This is a genomic window from Segatella copri, from assembly GCF_051861805.1.
Lineage (GTDB): Bacteria > Bacteroidota > Bacteroidia > Bacteroidales > Bacteroidaceae > Prevotella > Prevotella copri_M.
This window is the reverse complement of the sequence record NZ_CP146520.1, coordinates 1,779,992-1,801,463: the sequence shown is the minus strand read 5'-3', so window position 1 is coordinate 1,801,463 and position 21,472 is coordinate 1,779,992. Positions and strand designations below refer to the sequence as shown.

The following is a 21,472-nucleotide window of genomic DNA, read 5'->3' as shown; positions in this document are numbered from 1 at the left end:
TCACGAATTATTAATAACTTTGCAGACAAATAGACTTAAAATGAAAAAGAAACTATATATTCTCATCTTGCTGATGGTGGCTTTCGTGCTGCCAAGCAATGCTGTGCTCAAGGAAGCCAACCTGGATACAACGCTCTATATGCTGCGCACCGAGTTGACCAACTACCACATCGACCTGGAAAAGCAGAACAAGGTGGCCAAGGCACAGCAGCAGCAGGTTATCGCCGAACTGATCAGCATCGTAAGACAAGCTGACCAGAACTCCATCATGCTCTATTCCCAGAGAAACGGATATGTGTTCGATATGACCTACGCCTGCCATGAAGCTACAGAACAGTTCAGAAAGTTCAAGTCGAAGGCAGTGCCGTTCAGGCAGATGATCAAGGAAACCAATATGGAAGTGGCGCGATACGACTCCCTCATCAATTATCTCTACGGCATGAACAGCATGTTCCTGAGCGACGAGGCACAGGTAAACCGCAACGTAGACCTGACCCTTGCCGTGAACATCCGCCGACAACTGGTAGAAAAACAGGAACAGTTGCAACTATACGTGATGGCATACGACAGGACCGACAAGAAACTGAAGGCTCTCAACGATTATGCCAACAAGCGATACAGCGATATCCAGAACAGCATCTTCAACAATGGAGGCGACAACTATCTGCATATCCTATGCAATATCGGCATGAACTACAACGAGGCAAAGACCTCTGTAGCAGAGAAATACAAGCGGGCACCAGGCATGATGTCGCAATGGGATGTACGCATCATCTTCATCCTCTTCGGCATCATTGCATTCTATGGTCTCATCTCCGTCTTCCTCAATCTCTTTGCCATCCGCATCGTGCTCACCCAACTGATGAAGCACGGCATGTTCCAGAACAGAAAGGAGAGTTTCATGGCGAAGCGCCCTTGCCTCATCATGGCGATGACCGTGGTTACCTTTGCAGCCATCCTAGGCATCGTACGCATGACGGTTACCCAGAACTTCGTGGTGATGGCAAGCCAGTTGCTGGTGGAGTTTGCATGGCTGATTGGCGTCATTCTGGTATCAATCCTGCTACGTGTGGATAATGACAAGATTAAGAACACCTTCCGCATCTATTCTCCACTGATGCTGATAGGCTTCATCGTCATCGTTTTCCGTATCATCCTGATACCAAACGATTTGGTGAACTTCATCTTCCCTCCTATCCTTCTATTCTGCTCCCTGTGGCAGTGGAATGTGATAGCCAGAAAGCGCAATCAGGTGCTGCGTACCGACAAGACATACGCCTATATCTCGCTTGCCGTCTTTGCGGTAACTACCGTCAGTGCTTGGGTAGGTTTCACCCTGCTCGCCGTACAGATTATTATCTGGTGGACCATGCAGCTCACCTGCGTGCTCACCATCACCTGCTGCAAGGGATGGCTCAGCGTATATGCCAAGCGCAGAAACCTACGCAGCTTGGCTATCACCGAGAAATGGGGCTATCGCTTCGTATATAAGGTGTTGCTGCCTATCTCGGGCGTGCTCTCCTTCATCGTCTCCATCTATTGGGCAGCAGATGTGTTCAACATGAGCGACACCACCTGGGAAATCTTCAACAAGAACTATATCCATACCACCAACTTCACGGCTTCGCTCTATAGCGTTTCGTGGGTGGCTTGCCTCTACTTCCTGTTTAACTATATCAATATCACCACGGTAGATTTGATGCGCCATCATTTCGAGAAGACTGATCCGGCATCGGCAGCTTCCAAGATTGTGATGTTCAAGAATGTGTTGCAGGTCATCGTATGGGGTATCTGGCTGATGATTGCCCTGAGCGTATTCGAGGTAGGAAAGTCATGGCTGCTTGCCATCTTTGCCGGTTTGTCAACCGGTCTGGGTTTTGCATCCAAGGATATTCTCGAGAACATCTACTACGGCGTATCCCTGATGATGGGCCGTGTGAAGGTGGGTGACTATATCATCTGCGACGGCACCCGTGGTAAGGTGAGCAGTATCAGCTACACCTCTACCATGCTGGAGGCTATCGACGGTTCAGTCATCGCCTTCCAGAACTCGCAGCTGTTCTCCAAGAACTATAAGAACATGACCAAGAATCATGGTTACGAGCTGGATGCGCTGGAAGTAGGCGTGGCATACGGAAGCAACATCAAGGAGGTGAAGCAGATTCTCATCAAGGAACTGCTGAAGCTCGACTGCATCAATAAGGAAAAGGGCGTAAAGGTATTGCTCAAGAGTTTCGACGACAGCTGCATCACCCTCAAGATTGTGGTGTGGGTCAATGTGCTTACCCAAGCCATGGACGACGCTACCATCATGGAGTGCATCTACGATACACTGAACGAGCACAATATCGAGATTCCATTCCCACAGCGTGAGATTACAATTAAACAAGTTAATAATTAACAGTTTATAGTTTATAGTTGATAGCGGGATAGCCCCCTATTAACTATAAACTATAAACTATAAACTAAAAAAAATATGGCAACATTTATAGCAGGACCATGCGTCATCGAGTCGATGGAGCTGTTGGATACAGTGGCTCAGGAACTCGTGCGCATCAACCATAAATTAGGGACAGACATCATATTCAAGGCTTCTTTCGACAAGGCCAACCGTACCAGCATCCACTCTTTCCGTGGTCCAGGCCTGGAAAAGGGACTCCAGATGCTCAGCGACATCAAGTCAAAGTATGGTCTTCGCATCACTACTGATATTCATGAGAGTTATCAGGCTGAGGCTGCGGGCGAAGTGTGCGATATACTCCAGATTCCAGCCTTCCTCTGCCGCCAGACCGACTTGCTCGTATCTGCCGCCAAGACAGGCAAGATTGTCAATATCAAGAAGGCACAGTTCCTGAGTGGAAGAGACATGAAGTATCCTGTGGAGAAAGCATTGGAAAGCGGAGCCAAGGAAGTTTGGCTCACCGAACGTGGCAACTGTTTCGGTTACAACAACCTGGTGGTTGATTTCCGCAACATCCCTGACATGAAGGAGATTGTACCTAATGTAATTATGGACTGCACCCACAGCGTGCAGCGCCCTAGTGCCGGCGACGGCAAGACCGTGGGCGACCGCAAGTTCGTACCAGCGATGGCATTGGCAGCCAAGGCATTCGGTGCTACGGGTTACTTCTTCGAGGTACATCCTGACCCAGACCAGGGATTATCAGATGCAGCCAACATGCTGGAATTAGACAAATTAGAATCTCTTATCCAGGAACTTTTATAAGTGAAGAGGAAAAGTAAAGAACTAAGAATTCAAATGTTATAGAAATGACCGATAAGAATAATAAGATAGATGACAAGGTGGTACGTGGCTATGGCGAACAGGCCCTGAGAGATGAGGCGCAGGCCATCCTCGACCAGATACCTTATCTGGATGACAATTTTGAAAAGGCAGTGGATATGATGTACCATTGCCAAGGCAAGATTATCGTTACCGGTGTGGGCAAGAGTGGACACGTGGGTGCCAAGATTGCCGCTACCCTAGCCTCAACAGGTACGCCTGCTTTCTATATCAATCCGCTGGATGTATATCATGGCGACCTCGGTGTGATGACCGATAAGGATGTGGTGCTGGCACTGAGCAACAGCGGTCAGACCGATGAACTGCTCCGTTTCATCCCGATGGTGCTTCACATGAACATACCGATTATTTCGATTACGGGAAATCCGGATTCCCTGCTGGCGAAATATTCCAACCATCATATCACCGTAAAGGTGAAGAAGGAGGCTTGTCCGCTGAACCTCGCCCCTACCAGCAGTACCACTGCGGCACTGGCGATGGGCGATGCCCTGGCAATAGCCCTGATGCAGGTACGCCACTTCAAGCCTCGCGACTTTGCCCAGTTCCATCCGGGCGGCGAATTGGGTAAGCGACTCCTTACCACCGCCGAAGATGTGATGCGCAGCGACGATATGCCTATCATTCCTAAGGATATGCACCTGGGTGAGGCTATCATCCACGTGAGCAAGGGCAAACTGGGACTGGGAATCTCGCTTGATGAAGACCAGCGTGTCATCGGCTTGATTACCGATGGCGATATCCGTCGTGCCATGGAGAAATGGCAGGCTGAGTTCTTCAACAAGACCGTTAGCGACATCATGACCACCACCCCAAAGATGGTTACTCCGAAGACCAAGATTTCGGAGATTCAGCGCATTATGCACAAATACAAGGTGCATACGGTGCTCGTAGTAGATAAGGATAATCATTTGAAAGGCATTGTAGATCACTATGCCTGCATGGTGTGATTTTTATTTATAATTTATAATTAATAATTTATAGCAAATAGATTATTAGGAGTTGACATGAGACTCAGAGAGATAATAACAACGATAACACTGATGCTGGTCAGTTCGCTGTGCAGCGCACAGACCAGCGATTCATTAATAGTCAACCAGCTTCGTGGGAAAGGCATCAGTTTTTCCCACGATAACTCTGTTACGCTCCTGATGAGCGGACAGGAGAAGTTCGACGACATGTTTCAGGCGATTCGCCAAGCCAAGCACAGCGTTCACTTGGAATATTTCAACTTCCGCAACGACAGCATCGCCTCCCTCCTCTTCGACCTTCTTGCCCAGAAGGTGAAGGAAGGCGTCAAGGTAAGGGCATTGTATGACGGATTCGGAAACTCATCCAACAACAAACCTTTGAGAAAACGACATCTCAAGGAAATCCGTGCCAACGGTATCGAGATTTATGAATACAAACCCCTGAAGTTTCCTTGGGTGCATGCCGTTTTCAACCGTGACCACCGGAAAATCGTAGTCATCGACGGACAGATTGCCTATACAGGCGGCATGAACGTAGCCGACTATTATATTAAAGGTACGAAGGTGGTGGGCGAATGGCACGATATGCACTGCCGCATCGACGGAAGCGAGGTGAATACCCTGCAGAAAATATTCCTCAAGATGTGGAACAAGGTAAGCGGACAGCACATTGATGGTGAAGAATACTATCGCAAGGAGAAGAAGGACTATCTGGTAGAGAATCTCAAACCCGATACCACCGCTACGGCTTATCGCAAGACGGTGGGTATCATCAACCGAGAGCCACATATCTCGAAGGATATCATCCGCTATTTCTACGTGAACGCCATCAACGACGCACAGGATAGCATCAAAATCATCAGTCCCTACTTCACCCTGAGCCACAAGCTGAAGAAGGCACTGAAGAATGCAGCAAAAAGGGGCGTAAAGGTGGAGATCATGCTCTCTACCCGAAGCGATATTCCTTTGACACCAGATTGCGGCTTCTATAATGCCCACAAACTGATGAAGGCGGGATGCGATGTATGGATGTACACGCCAGGCTTCCACCACACCAAGATTATCATGGTAGATGGCAAGTTCTGCACCGTGGGCAGCGCCAACCTCAATGCCCGAAGTCTGAGATGGGACTACGAGGAGAATGCGGTGATTGTGGATTCGTGCACCACCGACCAGCTGGACCAGCTCTTCAACAAAGAGAAGAAAGACAGTTTTCTGCTCAACGAGAAAAACTGGCGGGAGTGGCGCACGGGCTGGCAAAGATTCAAGGGCTGGTTTGCGGCAACATTCCTCACCCCATTCCTATAATACGGCAGAATCTGAAGGGTTCCACACCCCATTACTGTAAATAATTAAAAAGAGAGACAAGATATGAATGAAGAAATGAAGAAGGCGATGGCAGGAAAGGCGATGCCAGAACTTGCCATTGTAGATAACAACACGCTGGCAGCACTAGGACTCAAGGGGTTGCTCGAAAGTGCCATCCCCATGGTAAGAATCCAGATTTTTGGTACATTCGGTGAATTTGAATCGAATGCACCCGATCGGTTCATGCACTATTTCGTGTCGATGCATGTGCTTCTTGCCCACCGCAATTTCTTCATCGAGAACCGCCATCGTCCTCATACCATCGTGCTCACCCCCTGCAATGACCTCAACTCCCAACTGCAGGGTTTTCACTGCATCTGCACCAATGTTCCGGAAACACAGCTCATCAAGCAACTGATGAGCCTGCAGCGTTCGGGACATCCTCATGGAGAACATCTCCCAATGATGAACTCAGCTGATTCCAAGGAGAAAGCCCTGTCGGATAGAGAAATCGAGGTACTTTCGCTGGTGGCACAAGGCAAAATCAACAAAGAAATTGCCGACCAGCTCTGCATCGGACTCACCACGGTAATCACTCATCGCAAGAATATCCAGGAAAAATTAGGAATTAAAAGCGTTTCTTCACTCACTATCTATGCCGTGATGCATGGATATGTGGATATCAACAGGATATAAAGGCATCTGAGTATCCCCCTAAATGGTGATACCCGGTTTTCAGATACCTACATATAATGATAATGCCTTCCCCGCAAACAGCAGGGAAGGCATTATCATTTTATAAAAAATAACATTTCAATGATGACTGTTCCTAAGGAAAAACTAGAGTTTCACCGTGGAAATGTCAACCAGATTGTTCACGATGGCATAAATTGTCAAGCCCGCAGGAGAATGAATCTGAAGCTTTCGGGCGATGTTTCTGCGGTGGGTAATCACCGTGTTGATGGAGATATAAAGGTGATCGGCAATCTCCTTGTTGGTCATTCCCTGAACCAAAGCCACTATCACATCTTTCTCTCTATCGCTCAACTGTTCGTCGCTCATCGGGGTCTGGTTAATCATGCTCGAAATCTTGGCACTCACATCATTCTGCCTCAGTTTCATTTCTGCATTTCTTACCGCTGGAATAAAGATTTCTTCCTCTACTTCTGAGTGATGCTTGAGCCATTCCTCATTGTTGTAGATATCATAGAGAGTAGCACTGAGCTGGTTGTTATGCAGTCCATCCGAAGGCAGATACTTGATAATGATGCTCTTTAACTCTTTCAACTTCATATCCACCTGAACATGATGCTTCGAGAAGGTTTCAATGTCAAATTTCGCACTGGCATTACCATCGATAAGTGCCTGAACATAAGGAAATACCATCTTTTCCTCATACTTCATGTGATTGGTGATGCTATGGGCATAATCATCATAAAGCTTCAGGATAAGACGTGCCAGATTATCCTTTTCATCCAACGCTTCAACCAGTTCCTTGCGGATAAACGGCAACTGGAAATCTATGTAATAGGCATGCGATGCCTTGAGATAATGCAATAGGGTCGGCAGCGACAAACGGTCGGCATTGTCATACTCCTTGTAACCATTAATCGTCAAGTTTACCACGGACAGGAAAGTATAAGTATCCACCTTCTGCTCGTCGCAAACCTCACGCACAGTCTTGTCGCCAAAGCCCAGGTTGATGCCGAAGCTGCCCAGGCTCTGCAAGATGTTGTAATTGTCTCTAATGATGCTGATCATCTTGTCGTCAGCTTCATACATCTTCTGATTTTTCATCTTCTTTTATCCTTAAATGAAAATATCCTTGTATCAAGAACATTCATAATGTTTCTATTTCGGGTGCAAATATACAAAAAAGTTTTGAAACTCGCAATACCTAGAAATGGGGATGCCGCAGTTTACCGATTTTTAGGTATTGCAAGATATTTTAAAACTCCGTACCTTTGCACCCGAAATCGAGAAAGAGCGCGGTGATGATTGCCACTCCCGAGCGGCAGAGCTGCGTAATTCCTTATCATGCCTCATGGCTTTAAGGAGATACTAGGCCTCTAAAGTGTCGAGACCGCAAGCAGACATCCGCGCTCTTTTCTTTATTATATTAAGGATAATACGATAACAATAAATTCAAAATAATAAAGATGAACAGTTTAAGAATTGGATTGATGTCCGCTGCCCTGGTTGCCGGTTTGGCAACGGCAAGTGCACAAACTGTGGCTGCTGACAGCGTGATGCAGCACGTGAATGGCAAGCGCCTCAGCATAGGTGGTTATGGCGAGGTTGCCATGAGCCGCAACTTCTACAGCGACGCTGGAAAGCGCTACTCTAACGCCACTGCTTACAAGAATGCTCCTGACCACGGACGCTTCGACATTCCTCATGCAGTAATCTACCTGGGTTACGACTTCGGAAAGGGATGGACCATGGGTACTGAGATTGAGTTTGAACACGGAGGTACCGGACAGTCTATCGAATACGAGGCTGAGGAAGCTATCGAGTACGAGCAGGAAGTGGAGAAAGGTGGAGAGGTAGAACTGGAACAGTTCTGGATTCAGAAGTCTTTCGGCAGAGCTGCCAACATCAAGATGGGTCACATCGTAGTACCTGTGGGTCTGACCAATGCCTATCATGAGCCATTAAACTTCTTTACTGTTTATCGTCCAGAAGGCGAAAACACTATCCTTCCTTGCACCTGGCACCAGACCGGTATCAGTTTCTGGGGAAAGAGCGGAAAATTCCGTTACGAAGCACAGTTCCTGGCAGGCTTGAACGCCTTCCGTTTCAGTCGCAGCAACTGGATTCAGGGCGGTGCCAAGAGTCCATACGAGTTTGAGGTAGCCAACAAATATGCCGTGGCAGCCCGTGTAGATAACTACAGTATTCCTGGACTGCGCATCGGATTGAGCGGCTACTATGGCAAGGCGATAGGCAACACGACTCCTCATGATGTCAAGTACAAGAATATCAAGGGAAATGTATATGTGGGTGCCTTCGACTTCACCTACAACAAGTACAACTGGAAGATTAGAGGCAATGTGGATTATGGCTATGTAAGCGATGCCACTGCCATCACCAGCCTCGTATATCCTGGTACGCAGCAAGTGAAGCCTAACGAATCGGGCAGCGGAAAATACTTCGGCAGTCATGCCATCGCATCTATGGTAGAAGCTGGCTACGATGTCTTCTCTCAGATTTCCAAGCTCCGCGAAGACAAGCAGAAGCTGTATGTGTTCGGTCATTTTGAGTATTACGATTCATCCGTACACAATACTACCGCCAAGTGGACCAACCGCAAGATTGTGGCAGCAGGTATCAACTACTTCCCTCTCCCACAGATTTGTGTGAAGGCAGAGTACAACCAGCGCATCTTCCACTCTAAGTACAACAATGAGCCAGCCGTGAACATCGGCATCGCTTATCAGGGCTTCTTCCTCTAATACAGGGGAAGCTGCTGTTTCATAGATTATAATTATCATATTTAAACATAAAAAACAAAGAAAAATGAAAAAGATTTTCCAGAAGGCATTTTTGTTCGTTGCAACAATGACTTTATCTTTGGGTTTCGCTTCTTGTAGCGATGATGATGACCCAGTAACAGAGGGTGACGTAGTTCCAGCAACAGAATTATCGGCTGTTGCCAACACTTATGTAAACGATGTCATCTATCCTACCTACGGGGATTTGAGGAACAATGCCAAGGTTTTGAAGGATGCATGCGACAAGGCATACGCCAATGCCAAGGCTGGCAACTTGAGTGATGCTGATATCAAGGCAGCCTGCGAGGCTTTCAAGAACGCACGCCGTGAGTGGGAGCGCAGCGAGGCTTTCCTCTATGGTGCAGCCGCCAACAACGAGATTGACCCACACATCGACTCATGGCCACTCGACCACGACCAGATGGTATCAGCACTTAACAATCAGGACATCATCGCCGGTATCAATGGTGAAAACCCATCTAAGTTCATCTATACAGAGAACAAGCACTTCGACTCAGTGATTGGTTTCCACGGATTGGAGTTCGTACTCTTCCGTGAAGGTAAAGAACGTACTGCTGCTATGCTGAATGCCAACGAGACAGAAAAAGGCATGACATCAGTGAAGGGTATCGATGAATTGGCATTTGCTGCCGCTGTAGCTGGTGATATCTACAACATGACTTCACTCCTCCAGTATGGTTGGAATGGTGATGCTACCCTCGGTTCTTGGTTGACAAGCAACTGCAAGTGGGTGGTTGACGGTCTTGCTGGTTTGAAGGAGAGTGCTGGTGCTCTTTCTTCTGCAGGTATCGGTTACGGTCAGTTCTTCCTCAATGCCACAGGCGAGAAGGCTTGGTTCCCTACATGGCAGGAGACCTTGGAGAATGTATTTGTAGGTGGTTGCTCAAGCATCTGTCAGGAGGTTTACACCCAGAAGTTGGGTCAGGCTTACCGTGTAGCTACCGGTCAGGGCGGTACAACAGAGGATGGCGAAGCTGAGTCTAAAGACTACATCGAGTCTCCATACAGCAAGCGTTCATTCATCGACTACCAGGACAACATCTACTCTATCAAGAACTCCCTCTATGGTACACGTGATGTAAATGCCACCACTCCTGAGGCTAATTCTTTGATGACCATCATGAAGAAGTACAACTACAGTGGCTACAGCGCATTGAACACAGCGCTTGACGAGGCAATTGCTTCATTGGAGTCTGCCAAGAAGAGCGGCACCGCCTTCGTTGATAATCCTGCTCACGCTCAGGTAAAGACTTGCATCGACAAGATCAACACCCTGGATGACGAGTTGAACAATGCAGGTAAGTGGTTCCGCAATTTGAAGGTTTCTAAGTAATCTATCCATTACAGCAGAAACAACAAGAATAAAGGAAAACGTAGCTTTGCTTTCTTCAATAGAAGCGAAGCTACGTCATTTGGGTTAAAATATAATATATTACAAAGAAAATACATTATGAATAAGAATTTTAAGAATTACGCCTACATGTCGTTCGCCATGGCTCTGGCGATGACAATGGCCAGCTGTTCTGATGACGACAACAAAGTAGAGATTCAGGAAACTGATGCCGCTTACGTAGGCAAGGAAGTGGGTAACTTTACTGCGGATGAGTGGTATCCAGGTGGTAAGCTGGGTACAACAGATAACACGAATTCCAACTGCTACTCAGACCAGACACCAGCCGTTGACAACGACCCAGAACTCTTCAAGCAGTTCTTTATCGGCGAGCAGATGTTCGAGCGCCAGTATACCTGGAACACGGGTGCCTTCAAGGGCTTAGGTCCTGCTTCTGTCCGCTCTTCCTGCATCGACTGTCACCCAGAGTATGGCCATGGCAAGCGCAAGGCACAGTATGAAACCCGCTATGGTAATGGTAACGGCTATCTGCTCGTAATCTATCATCCTAAAGCTGATAGTCCTAACGATGGTGGCTATATCACCGAGGTAACCGGTATGCCTCAGACTCAGGCTCAGTCTCCATTCCTCCCTCCTGTCGATGAGAGCAAGATCAATATGAGCTGGCTGCACATTGCCAAGATGGAGACCGATGAGATTCCTGCCATGCAGTTCCCTGATGGCGAGAAGTTTGATCTGATTTATCCAGAGATTACTATTCCTCAGTCGGCATTCAGAACCGATCCTGTTCCTAGCAACTATGCTGTTCGCCTGGAATCTACCATCGGTATCGGCGGTACGGGTCTCATCGATGCCATCCCTAGCGAGGACATCGTAGCTCAATATAAGTCGGAGGCTTCTTATTTCAAGAAAGAAGGCAAGGATGTAAGCGAATACATCAACCCAAGTATGTTTGATGCCAACACTATGGAGATGACTGCCGGTGCCTATTATACCAGCTTCGGCAGAGACAGTAAGTATGCTACGGGTGGTGTGCATGCAGATGGCACAGCATTCGATCCTAACACCACCGACGGCAACAAGAAGCTCATCAAGCGCTTCACTTATGCCCTGACCCGTGGTAGCTTGCAGGATGGACCTGGTGCCAACGCCATCTGGAACATCACCAATGTAACCCGCAAGGACCGTCCTTGTCTCTACACCACCACTCCTTGGGCTAAGGCGATGTCAGAGAATGCGGACGTGATTGCAGCCATCAAGAAGGATCCTACTTCTCCTTATTATGCTGATGGTACCGACAAGGGCATCAAGGAAGCAGTGGCAAACCTGTTGGATCCAAAGACCAACCAGTTTGACAACAAGTACTACATCTTCAAGCCAGAGCAGAGCATGGACGATTTCTATGCCTTCATGGTATGGCACCGTGGTCTTGCCGTGCCTCGTGCCCGCAACCTGAACGATCCTCAGGTACAGGAGGGTAAGAAGCTCTTCATGAGTTGGGGATGCGCCAACTGTCACAAGCCAACATGGAAGACTGGCGATGACAACTACGTAACATCCAAGTATCTCGCAGACAAGAAGTTGCCTCGTTATCAGAACCAGACCATCCATCCATATTCTGACTTCGTTCAGCACAAGCTCTATATGATGAACGACATCCACGGATCATGGTGCCGCACCACTCCACTCTGGGGTCGTGGCTTGAGCTATCTGAACACAGGTGCAGAAGACCGCTTGCACGACTGTCGTGCCCGCAACGAGGTGGAAGCAATCATGTGGCACTGCTACAGCAAGAAGAGTCATGCCTATAGTTCAGCCATGAACTTCTACAAAGCATCGAAGAGCGATCGTGATGCAGTGGTTAAGTTCCTGCGTTCTATCTAATCATAAGATATTACAAGAAGAAACAAAAATAAGAAAAGCTGCCAGGCTATCAAAAGCATTTGGCAGCTTTTTTTATCAGAACCTCTAAATATACGTATAAAATCTTGCTCGTCTCCGAATAATATCGTAATTTTGCAGCGGAAATTCTATCAAGATTCCAACTAAGTATGGTTAAAAAGATTATATTCATTCTTTACATCCTTGTGCTCGTATGCATGGCAGCCGCCACCATCGTGGAGAAAAGCCAGGGCACGGATTATGCCCATGCCCACTACTATGGAGCATGGTGGTTCATTCTAATCTGGGCAGTACTCGCTGCCCTCGGTGCTTTCTACATCATCAAAAGAAAAGTGAAGTGCGCTTCTACGCTGGCACTCCATCTCTCCTTCATCATCATCCTTGCCGGGGCATTGCTCACACATATATCGGCTAAACGGGGCATGATTCATCTGCGCATCGGTCAGCCTACAGATACTTATATGGCTCAAGATGAAGAGCAGTGCATGAAGGAAGAGAAACTGCCTTTCTCGCTCTGCCTGAAGAAGTTTGAAGCGAAGATGCATGATGGTACCAACGCCGTGGCTGACTATTCTTCAAAATTCACCGTAATAGACGGAGATGATAAGAGTGAAGGCGAAGTTTCGATGAACAACATCTATTCCCACCGGTCTTACCGTCTTTATCAGTCATCTTACGATGAAGACGGCAAAGGAAGCGTGCTCGCTATCAATGCCGATCCATACGGCATACCAGTCACCTATACTGGCTATGCGCTGCTCTTCATCTCCCTCGTATGGATGCTCTTCGACCCTAAGGGCGGTTATCGCAAACTACTGAAGAGTCCTTTGCTCAAGAAGGGAGCCTTGATGACAGCCCTCATCCTCAGCATGGGCAATATACAGACACTGCATGCAGAACCTGCAACAGGCAATCTCCAAAATGCTGTATTGCCAAAGGAAACTGCAGAGAAGTTTGGCGAGCTTCATATTCTCTACAACGACCGCATCTGTCCGGTACAGACCTTTGCCCTCGATTTCTGCAAGAAGATATATGGAGCCAGGAGCTATCAGGGATTGACTGCAGAACAGGTACTCTCTGGTTGGGTATTCTATGGAAATACTTGGGCTAGCGAGCCTTTCATCAAGATCAAGAGCGGAGAAATGAAAACAGCGATGAATCTGCCTGACTATGCTTCGCTCAATACTTTCTTCAATCGTGAAATGGGTGGCTATACCATCGGACAGTATGTTCAGGAATACTACAATGGGCAGCAGGACAAGTTCCATCAGCAAGCCGCCGATATCGATGGCAAGATACAGATAATCATGGAGTTGCGAGAAGGTATCTCATTGAAAGTTCTTCCCTACACCTTCACCAAGAATGTGAAGGCTACCAAGGATCATTCATTCATCAAGGCTGGCACTACCACGTGGTTTTCACCTGTAGATAAGTTGCCACAGGCCGTGGAGCACCAGCATGCGCTCTATATCAGGAATGTATTCTCTCTGCTGAATGGTGATGTAAAGGCAGGCAATACGAGCCGTGTAAACGAGTTCTTCGTCAAGATGAAGAAATATCAGGAGGTTAGTAGCGGTAATTCGCTGCCAACAGCAACACAGTATAAGGCAGAACGCATCAATAATGCCTTTCCTTTTGCAACCATTCTCTTCATGGCAAACCTCACATTGGGCTTCATTGCCCTCTTCTACACCATCTATCGCATGACGAAGAAGAGAGAAATCAAGGCACTGAACATCGCTTTGCCTATCTTGCTTGGCGTATCCTTCCTTGCATTAACCTTCGGATTGGCATTGAGATGGATTATCAGCGGCAACATACCTATGTCTAACGGATATGAAAGTATGCTGACTGTTGCCTGGTTCGTGATGCTTATCAGCATTTTGATGCAGTTGCGCATCCGCATCGTGATGGTATTCGGCTTCCTGATTTCAGGATTCTTCCTTCTGGTAAGCCATATCAACCAGATGGATCCTGCTATCGGACAGATGATGCCGGTATTGAACAGTCCGTTACTCAGTATCCATGTCAGCATCATCATGATGAGCTACGCCCTCCTATCGCTCACCTTTATCTGTGGCATCATGGGTATCAGCCTTCGCTCTCATGGCGAAGAGCTTCAGGCACTGAGCCGCATCTTCCTATACCCTGCCCTCACCACGATGGGATTCGGAATCTTCATCGGAGCCATCTGGGCTAACGTGAGCTGGGGTAATTACTGGAGTTGGGATAGCAAGGAGACGTGGGCGCTCATCACCTTTATGATATATGCCGTAGTAGTGCATACGCAGAGCCTGCCGGTTTTCCGCAAGCCGCAGGTGTATCACATCTACATTACCCTAGCCTTCCTGAGTATCGCCATGACCTACTTCGGTGTGAACTATTTCCTCACGGGCATGCACTCTTATGCATAGCCCATCAGAAGCCAGAATATATTTAGTCTTAAGGCAAAATTTATTTTCCCTTAAGGCTAATTTTATTTTCCCTTAAGGATAAATATATGATGGTGTTGACATCAATCTAATCATCATGCTCTTCAAGAAGGGAGAAATCCGTTCCCCCACACTCTTTTTATGTTTTTTTAATATCCTACGGTCACAATTGTTACCGTAGGATTATTTTTAAAGCCGTAATTTTGCAGCCGGAAACCAGGAATGGCAGATTGCCGCCTGGAAGGAAACATTAAAATAACTCATTAATTTATAGCAATATGACAGAAAACAAGATGTTCTGTTTCCAGTGTCAGGAAACAGCTAAGGGTACAGGCTGTACCATCAAGGGTGTTTGCGGTAAGGAGGCAACAACTTCCAAGTGGCAGGATCTGCTGCTCAGCGTGGTTCGTGGCATAGGAACCATACAGCATAGCATAGGCAAAGAGCCGACACCAGAGGTAACCCGTTTCCTCACGGATGCACTCTTCACCACCATTACCAACGCCAACTTCAACGACCAGGATATCCTGCAAAAGGTAGATAAGGGCATCGTACTGAAGAAACAGCTGCTGCAAAAGGCAGCAAGCATGAATATCCACCTCCCTGCCTATCAGGAGGTAACCTGGGGTGGCGAGAAGACAGACTATGAGGCAGAGGGCACCCGTGAATCCGTGCTCCGCCACGAGAATGCAGATATCCGCTCGCTCAAGGAACTCATCATGCTTGGTCTGAAGGGTATGGCGGCATACTACGAGCACGCAGCCCATCTGGGAGAAGAGAACAGCGAGATTATCAGCTTCATCTGCCGTGCTCTCGCCACCATCAGCAACCCTGATGCTGATATGAACACGCTGCTGGGCATGGTGCTCGAAACAGGAAAGTACGGCGTGGATGTGATGGCACTCCTCGACAAGGCCAACACCCAGGCATACGGTAATCCAGAACTCACCAGAGTGAACATCGGCACAGGCAGCAATCCGGGCATCCTCATCTCCGGTCACGACCTGAAGGATATCGAAGATCTCCTCATCCAGACCGAAGGCACGGGCATCGACGTCTATACCCATGGCGAGATGCTTCCTGCCCACTACTATCCGCAGCTCAAGAAGTACAAGCATCTGGTGGGCAACTACGGCAATGCGTGGTGGAAACAGAAGGAGGAATTCGAGAGCTTCAACGGTCCTGTAGTCTTCACCACCAACTGCATCGTTCCGCCATCGCCATCGGCAGGCTACAGGAACCGCGTCTTCACCACCAACTCTACCGGTTTCCCTGGCTGGAAGCATATCCAGGCGGGTGCCGACGGCCACAAGGACTTCTCCGAGGTGATTGCGCTTGCCAAGACCTGCCAGCCACCTAGGGAGATAGAGACAGGCGAGATCATCGGCGGTTTTGCGCATGCCCAGGTCTTTGCCCTGGCAGACAAGATAGTAGAGGCTGTGAAGAGCGGAGCCATCCGCAAGTTTGTGGTGATGAGTGGCTGCGATGGAAGAATGAAGAGCCGCAACTACTACGAGGAGTTTGCCAAGGCGCTGCCTCAGGATGTAGTGATACTCACCAGCGGCTGTGCCAAGTTCAAGTACAACAAGCTCAATCTGGGCGACATCAACGGCATTCCTCGTGTGCTGGATGCAGGTCAGTGCAACGACTCCTATTCCTGGGCGGTTGTGGCATTGAAGCTGAAGGAGATCTTTGGAGCCAGCGACATCAACGAACTTCCTATCTTCTTCAATATTGCCTGGTACGAGCAGAAGGCTGTCATCGTACTTCTTGCCCTGCTGCATCTGGGCGTAAAGAACATCCATCTGGGTCCTACGCTCCCAGCCTTCTGTTCACCAGCCGTACTGAAGATTCTGGTAGATACCTTTGGCATTGCCGGAAACGGAACGGTAGAAGAGGACATCAAAAAATATATAGGATAAGAACAGCAGCTACTGAGTTAAGGGAGAATCTGCAGCCGTTAGACAACGTCCATGCCGAGCATACAACAATAAAGGGAGATTTCTTGGCGAAATCTCCCTTTATCTATTGCAAAAAGCAGCTATAATTTCTTGATTTCATCTAATGACAACTGGGTTGCTGCTGCCACTTGCTCGGCAGACAAGCCCATTGCAAGAAGACGACGGGCTGTGGCCTTCTTCTCATCTTTGGCTCCTTCGGCACGACCTTCTTCTCGTCCTTCTTCTCGTCCTTCAGCACGACCTTCTTCTCGACCATCGGCAAGACCTTTCTGCCAGCCATCATCATAACCCGTCTTGATAACGCTGCGCTGATAGCGCAGATTCTCCATGTGACGGACATAATCATTCTTTTCCGCTACGGTCAACTTATCTATATCCAGGCATTTGCGGGCATCTGCCAAACCTGGGGCCTGGGCTGCCTCGCTGATCTCGCCGGTCTTGAGAAACTCGATCCATTCATCCAGATTGTTCACCGCCAGCTTATCAAAGTTGTTCACGCAGAGCAGATAATACTCCGGGAATATATCTCCGGCTTCGCGATTAGTCTTGCGTCCCTGAGGGATTTCATCACCGAAGAAGAGTTCACTCTGTCGGTTGGAGAGTTTCAGGATATCATTCGGCTGATGCAGTCCCTGGAACATCGTCTTGCCATGATATACATAATCCTTAGCCTGTCCCAATGTGAAATACACGATATTGATGGAATATACCTTGCGCACTTTGTCGTAATCATCGCCCAGACTGATATTGTCTGTGATGACCTTGGAAACTCCATAGAGCATACGGTGGAAATAGGTATGTTCCCGGGTATTCTGTATCTCGAAGATGATGAATTCTCCCTTCTCATTTTCTGCCAGGATATCCACTCTGTTGAATTTATCATTCTCGGTCTGCTGATTGCTCTCACTATCCAGGAATCTGTTGATCTTGAATTTCTCGTTCAACAGCGAACACATAAAGCCTTCCAGCACGGCATAGTTTGCCTTGTTACGAAGCAGGCGCTTCATCGCCCAGTCAAATCTGATATAATTTGCCATATTCTTCCTCCATTTATTAATTTTCAGCTGCAAAGTTACGACTTTATTTTAAGACACCAAAGTTTTTTCGTATTTTTCTTGCTTATTACCAGAACTTTAGCTAGTAAGATTCCACTCTTATAGGGCGTGCGGAGATTCTGCCTTCAAGATTCTAAATGGAGCAAACAATAAATCGGAGGAAAATGCGTTATTGGATATAAAACTTAAATGTATGAAAGAATCAATATTCGTTACCTTGCAGAAATGCACGGTATTTGAGGGATTTACCCCTGAGGAAATCAGAGAGGCGCTATCGATGGTAAGCTACCGGATGGTGGAGCTTGCTGCCAGGGAAACCTATGTGCTGGCAGGAATGCCCTGCAGATATGCCGACATCATCGTCGAGGGGGAGATGATAGCCCGCATGTCGGGATTGTCGGGCAAGCAGGCCCAAATAGAGCGGCTGGGAGAATCGATGCTGATAGCCCCTGCCTATATCTTCGCACATAATAACGAGATGCCCGTAAGCGTGGAGACAAGCAAGAAGACTACCCTCCTGCGCATGAGGCCTTCGGAACTGAAACTGCTGATAGATACCAACGAGCGCATACGCTGGAACTTCATCCAGCACCTGTCAAGGATAGATATCTTCCTTTCGCAGAAAATGCGCATGCTCTCCCTTTTCTCCGTCAAGGAGAAGGTGGCGCAATACCTCATCAAGATGGCTACCGAACAGCAGAGCAGAACCATCCGACTGGATGTCAGCCGCCAGGAAATGGCGGATATCTTCGGTATCCAGAAGTTCTCGCTCCTCCGCTGCCTCTCCGAATTCGAGGAGAAGGGTGCCATCAGGATTGAGGGCAAGACCATCACCATACTCAACTCGGATGAAATGAAATAAGGAGCAGGAATGAATGTTCAATCATTTTTTTAACAGTTTATTAAGAGTTTTTTGGGAAAAAAATACATTTTCCATCAATTTTTCTAAAAAAAATTTTCTCACACGCGTTTACGTATAGTATAAAAAGTATAATAAAGTATATATATTACTATATATGGTATAGTATAAGGGCCATTTTCTTAAATCTATCCACCTAACTATCATGCACTTAGCATTCAACCTCTCGCTGAGAGTGTAGCTTCAGCCAGCCCATCGATATGCTGATCCGGCGCTACGGACTAGACGAAATATCCTTCTAAATATTTGGAATTTTGAATTATTTTCAGTATCTTTGCAAGCAAATGTTTTAATGAAATAGTAAATGATTATACAGTAAAAACCCAAAATGAAGAAACAGAAAAAACATCGAAAGATTCCGGCTCTGGCAGCTAGTACTACGCTCGTGGCGGCGATGACCCTGATGGCATCCTGCTCCACAAACTACGAAGACAAGATTGTGTACAACGACATCCAGCAGCCATTCCAGCAGGACTTCAAGAAAGACACCGTGGTTTTCGACAAGCTGCCGGCTGAGTTCGCCAAGCACATTCTGAATCTATCCGACCCTTCAACGGAAATCGTAGACAAGGCAGACTACACCTTCCAGACCAACAACCTGATCAGCGTGAAGAAATCGGCAGTGGGCGATTCGCTCGTCATCACCAGCTGGAGTGCGAAACCCGTCTCCAACGTCACCCTCGAGATGTATATCCCGGAGGCTGACGAGTATATCCCGGTGGCTTTTTTCGAAACCATTCCTGCTTTCTCCCGTTTCTCCTTCAAGCCATCCTTCATTGGCAGAAGAAACGTATGGAAGAAGGAAGGCGGAAATTTCGTGAGCTTCCTTTGTCCATATCTCGATATGAACCAGATGAAGGCACGACTCACCAGCGACGACGAGCACTTCAAGATGCTCCAGAAGATTGACGCCCAGTGGAACTGCAGCTTCTCCAACTTCGGATGGACTCCTACCGTAGGCGAATCGCACAACTTCCGCGAGATGAGACCTATCTATGCCCGCGAATGGGTGGTGATACTCACCAACTATGCCTATATGATGACCACCCCAGAGTACAAGTACGTGTTGGCGAACTTCAAGAAGGTGATGGGCGGCGACCTCTACGACAACGAAAAGGTACCATTCACAGCCGAAAAGTATCAGAGCGAGATGGAGAGATTCAAGGCTAAGAAGAACTTCGTGCTCGGACAGACCTCACCTGCCTATGGCGGCCTGGGCGGCGGTGCCACCTGGGGCATTACCGACTGGAACTTCTACGGCCATTATGCATCCTTCAGCGGATGGGAGTCGATCACCCACGAGTTCATGCACTGCATGGATTACGGTCACAACAGTAACATGACCTATGCGGCAAAGACTCCAGAAGGCGTGAACGTAGGTTGGACAGAGTTCATCTGGCAGCTGCACATGTGGTTGAGCAAGAAGGGCGACCTGCCATATACCGACCGCAACCTGCTGGGTTTCCACAAACCGGAGAATGCGCAGTATCGTGACTGCGCCATCATGGAGATTTTCCAGGATGATGCCGTATTGCAGAAGAACATCGATAATTTTTACAAGAAGAGCCGACTCGTGAAGTACTTCACCGAGAACCCACTCAAGGACAACAAAAAGTAAGGAGGAAAGAGAAAATGAGAAAAGACGTAATGATGATAAGCGCAGGACTGATGATGATGGCAATGGCATCCTGCGACCAGACAGAATATAGAGAGATTACAGAAGACCGTGTAGTGTCGCAGCCGGTGGATACCATCAAGGTGGCAGACCACTTCTACCTGGACGGCTATCTCTCGTGCACATCCGAGGACATCGGAGGCCGACAGCTGAATGCCGTAAATCTCTTCAGCGATGGCGAAGAGCTGTATGTAGCCAACTTTGCCGGCAAATGCATCGACGTATTAGATGCCGAAACCCTGGGTCTGAAGCGCAGCATGAGCAATGGCGACCGCACCCTGGCTAGGGATGTATATGCCGAGGGCGACCACCTCTTCGTGGCAGCCAGCGACAGCCGCGAGGTGCAGATCTTCGAGAAGAAGACGGGCAAGTATCTCAGCCGTCTGGGCACCGGCTCCTGGCCAGCCAGCAATGTTTCCTGGGCAGGATGCGTCTGCGCTACCCCTCGCCTGGTGTTCGTAAGAGACTCTAAGGAGACCAATATCAGAGTCTTCGACCGTGAGGCGCTGGATATGAATGCTGCCAACAACAACAATGTCTATGCCAAGCTAGCTACAGACAGCTATTTCATCGGCAGCAAGTTTGAGCCGCAGTCAGAATCCTATGATATGGAAGCGATAGGCGATTCGCTCTACAGTTTCATCCCTCGTACAGGTACCATCTATGCCTGGAAGGTACAGGACATCATCGAGAAGAAGAACGATGCGCCAGCCAAGATTACCCAGAATGCAACAGAGAAAATCCGTTCCATCTCGAAGACCGACGACAAGGAGAAATTCTTCGTATCGATGGAGAAGGACGGCAAGATGCAGCTGGCAGAATACACTCTGGCTGATATCCAGAAGCGAGACTTCTCTCAGCCAATCCGCAGCTTTGCGAGCGACAGCCGTGTGAGCCTGCCATCCCAGACCATCATAACCTACCAGAAGGAGAAGCTGATCCTGACCAACGGCACCAAGCTCGACCGCTGGGAGATCCGCAACAATCCATCCTATGAGATCCAGCCTCGCCAGAAGTAAGCGAAGCATTCTCAAAATACAGAAATCAGCTAGAATCATATATTCTTCTGAAAACATTTTCCC

15 protein-coding genes are annotated in these 21,472 nt (G+C 48.0%); 13 read left to right on the top strand and 2 right to left on the bottom strand.

What is annotated here, in order from left to right:
* The first annotated feature begins 40 nt into the window (after positions 1-40).
* The 5 genes from V8Z93_RS06885 to V8Z93_RS06865 all read left to right on the top strand — a co-directional run bounded on the left by V8Z93_RS06885 (position 41) and on the right by V8Z93_RS06865 (position 6,276).
* Entirely contained in the window at positions 41-2,401 is a 2,361-nt protein-coding gene (locus tag V8Z93_RS06885; RefSeq protein WP_439432783.1) for a mechanosensitive ion channel family protein, read from the top strand.
* A 75-nt stretch (positions 2,402-2,476) separates the two neighbouring features.
* The gene (gene kdsA / locus V8Z93_RS06880; protein ID WP_299334200.1) at positions 2,477-3,226 is read left to right on the top strand and encodes a 3-deoxy-8-phosphooctulonate synthase; all 750 of its coding nucleotides are present in this window, start codon (positions 2,477-2,479) and stop codon (positions 3,224-3,226) included.
* Between the two features lie 44 nt (positions 3,227-3,270).
* Positions 3,271-4,251, top strand: coding sequence for a KpsF/GutQ family sugar-phosphate isomerase (locus tag V8Z93_RS06875; RefSeq protein ID WP_439432782.1), 981 nt, complete (start codon positions 3,271-3,273; stop codon positions 4,249-4,251).
* Positions 4,252-4,308: 57 nt separating this feature from the next.
* A complete protein-coding gene (gene cls, locus V8Z93_RS06870) occupies positions 4,309-5,580 on the top strand; it encodes a cardiolipin synthase (protein WP_439432781.1) in 1,272 nt (423 codons plus the stop codon).
* 63 nt (positions 5,581-5,643) lie between these two features.
* Positions 5,644-6,276 (top strand): response regulator transcription factor, encoded by a 633-nt coding sequence (locus V8Z93_RS06865; protein ID WP_439432780.1) that lies wholly within the window; start codon positions 5,644-5,646, stop codon positions 6,274-6,276.
* A 144-nt stretch (positions 6,277-6,420) separates the two neighbouring features.
* On the opposite strand, the gene V8Z93_RS06860 is transcribed toward V8Z93_RS06865, so the two are convergent.
* Positions 6,421-7,377: a LuxR C-terminal-related transcriptional regulator gene (locus V8Z93_RS06860; protein WP_439432779.1), complete on the bottom strand. Its 957-nt coding sequence runs from the start codon at positions 7,375-7,377 to the stop codon at positions 6,421-6,423.
* A gap of 362 nt (positions 7,378-7,739) precedes the next feature.
* On the opposite strand from V8Z93_RS06860, the gene V8Z93_RS06855 reads away from it, so the two are divergent.
* The 5 genes from V8Z93_RS06855 to hcp all read left to right on the top strand — a co-directional run bounded on the left by V8Z93_RS06855 (position 7,740) and on the right by hcp (position 16,702).
* Positions 7,740-9,035, top strand: coding sequence for a hypothetical protein (locus V8Z93_RS06855; RefSeq protein ID WP_439432778.1), 1,296 nt, complete (start codon positions 7,740-7,742; stop codon positions 9,033-9,035).
* A gap of 64 nt (positions 9,036-9,099) precedes the next feature.
* Positions 9,100-10,428, top strand: a complete 1,329-nt coding sequence (locus V8Z93_RS06850; protein ID WP_439432777.1) for an imelysin family protein — start codon at positions 9,100-9,102, stop codon at positions 10,426-10,428.
* A gap of 117 nt (positions 10,429-10,545) precedes the next feature.
* Positions 10,546-12,330 carry a di-heme oxidoredictase family protein gene (locus tag V8Z93_RS06845; protein ID WP_439432776.1) on the top strand — a complete coding sequence of 595 codons (1,785 nt, stop codon included), beginning with the start codon at positions 10,546-10,548 and terminating at the stop codon, positions 12,328-12,330.
* A gap of 167 nt (positions 12,331-12,497) precedes the next feature.
* On the top strand, positions 12,498-14,762 hold the full coding sequence (ccsA, locus tag V8Z93_RS06840) for a cytochrome c biogenesis protein CcsA (protein ID WP_439432775.1): 2,265 nt from the start codon (positions 12,498-12,500) through the stop codon (positions 14,760-14,762).
* A 296-nt stretch (positions 14,763-15,058) separates the two neighbouring features.
* Positions 15,059-16,702: a hydroxylamine reductase gene (gene hcp / locus V8Z93_RS06835; RefSeq protein WP_293550829.1), complete on the top strand. Its 1,644-nt coding sequence runs from the start codon at positions 15,059-15,061 to the stop codon at positions 16,700-16,702.
* 119 nt (positions 16,703-16,821) lie between these two features.
* Here the strand turns inward: hcp and V8Z93_RS06830 are convergent, their stop codons facing one another.
* Positions 16,822-17,778, bottom strand: coding sequence for a PD-(D/E)XK nuclease family transposase (locus V8Z93_RS06830; protein ID WP_217755725.1), 957 nt, complete (start codon positions 17,776-17,778; stop codon positions 16,822-16,824).
* 211 nt (positions 17,779-17,989) lie between these two features.
* Here V8Z93_RS06830 and V8Z93_RS06825 point away from each other — a divergent pair, with 211 nt between their 5' ends.
* The 3 genes from V8Z93_RS06825 to V8Z93_RS06815 all read left to right on the top strand — a co-directional run bounded on the left by V8Z93_RS06825 (position 17,990) and on the right by V8Z93_RS06815 (position 21,409).
* Positions 17,990-18,658: a Crp/Fnr family transcriptional regulator gene (locus tag V8Z93_RS06825; RefSeq protein WP_134842459.1), complete on the top strand. Its 669-nt coding sequence runs from the start codon at positions 17,990-17,992 to the stop codon at positions 18,656-18,658.
* 385 nt (positions 18,659-19,043) lie between these two features.
* A complete protein-coding gene (locus tag V8Z93_RS06820; protein ID WP_439432774.1) occupies positions 19,044-20,333 on the top strand; it encodes a hypothetical protein in 1,290 nt (429 codons plus the stop codon).
* A gap of 14 nt (positions 20,334-20,347) precedes the next feature.
* Positions 20,348-21,409, top strand: a complete 1,062-nt coding sequence (locus tag V8Z93_RS06815; protein WP_439432773.1) for a YncE family protein — start codon at positions 20,348-20,350, stop codon at positions 21,407-21,409.
* The last annotated feature ends 63 nt before the right edge of the window (positions 21,410-21,472 follow it).

Bases quoted from the DNA above. Each gene is read 5' to 3' on its own strand.
- V8Z93_RS06850 (WP_439432777.1), top strand. From the start codon at position 9,100: ATGAAAAAGATTTTCCAGAAGGCATTTTTGTTCGTTGCAACAATGACT.
- V8Z93_RS06875 (WP_439432782.1), top strand. From the start codon at position 3,271: ATGACCGATAAGAATAATAAGATAGATGACAAGGTGGTACGTGGCTAT.
- V8Z93_RS06815 (WP_439432773.1), top strand. From the start codon at position 20,348: ATGAGAAAAGACGTAATGATGATAAGCGCAGGACTGATGATGATGGCA.
- V8Z93_RS06865 (WP_439432780.1), top strand. From the start codon at position 5,644: ATGAATGAAGAAATGAAGAAGGCGATGGCAGGAAAGGCGATGCCAGAA.
- V8Z93_RS06830 (WP_217755725.1), bottom strand. From the start codon at position 17,778: ATGGCAAATTATATCAGATTTGACTGGGCGATGAAGCGCCTGCTTCGT.
- V8Z93_RS06860 (WP_439432779.1), bottom strand. From the start codon at position 7,377: ATGAAAAATCAGAAGATGTATGAAGCTGACGACAAGATGATCAGCATC.
- cls (WP_439432781.1), top strand. From the start codon at position 4,309: ATGAGACTCAGAGAGATAATAACAACGATAACACTGATGCTGGTCAGT.
- V8Z93_RS06820 (WP_439432774.1), top strand. From the start codon at position 19,044: ATGAAGAAACAGAAAAAACATCGAAAGATTCCGGCTCTGGCAGCTAGT.
- ccsA (WP_439432775.1), top strand. From the start codon at position 12,498: ATGGTTAAAAAGATTATATTCATTCTTTACATCCTTGTGCTCGTATGC.
- V8Z93_RS06855 (WP_439432778.1), top strand. From the start codon at position 7,740: ATGAACAGTTTAAGAATTGGATTGATGTCCGCTGCCCTGGTTGCCGGT.
- hcp (WP_293550829.1), top strand. From the start codon at position 15,059: ATGACAGAAAACAAGATGTTCTGTTTCCAGTGTCAGGAAACAGCTAAG.
- V8Z93_RS06885 (WP_439432783.1), top strand. From the start codon at position 41: ATGAAAAAGAAACTATATATTCTCATCTTGCTGATGGTGGCTTTCGTG.
- V8Z93_RS06845 (WP_439432776.1), top strand. From the start codon at position 10,546: ATGAATAAGAATTTTAAGAATTACGCCTACATGTCGTTCGCCATGGCT.
- kdsA (WP_299334200.1), top strand. From the start codon at position 2,477: ATGGCAACATTTATAGCAGGACCATGCGTCATCGAGTCGATGGAGCTG.
- V8Z93_RS06825 (WP_134842459.1), top strand. From the start codon at position 17,990: ATGAAAGAATCAATATTCGTTACCTTGCAGAAATGCACGGTATTTGAG.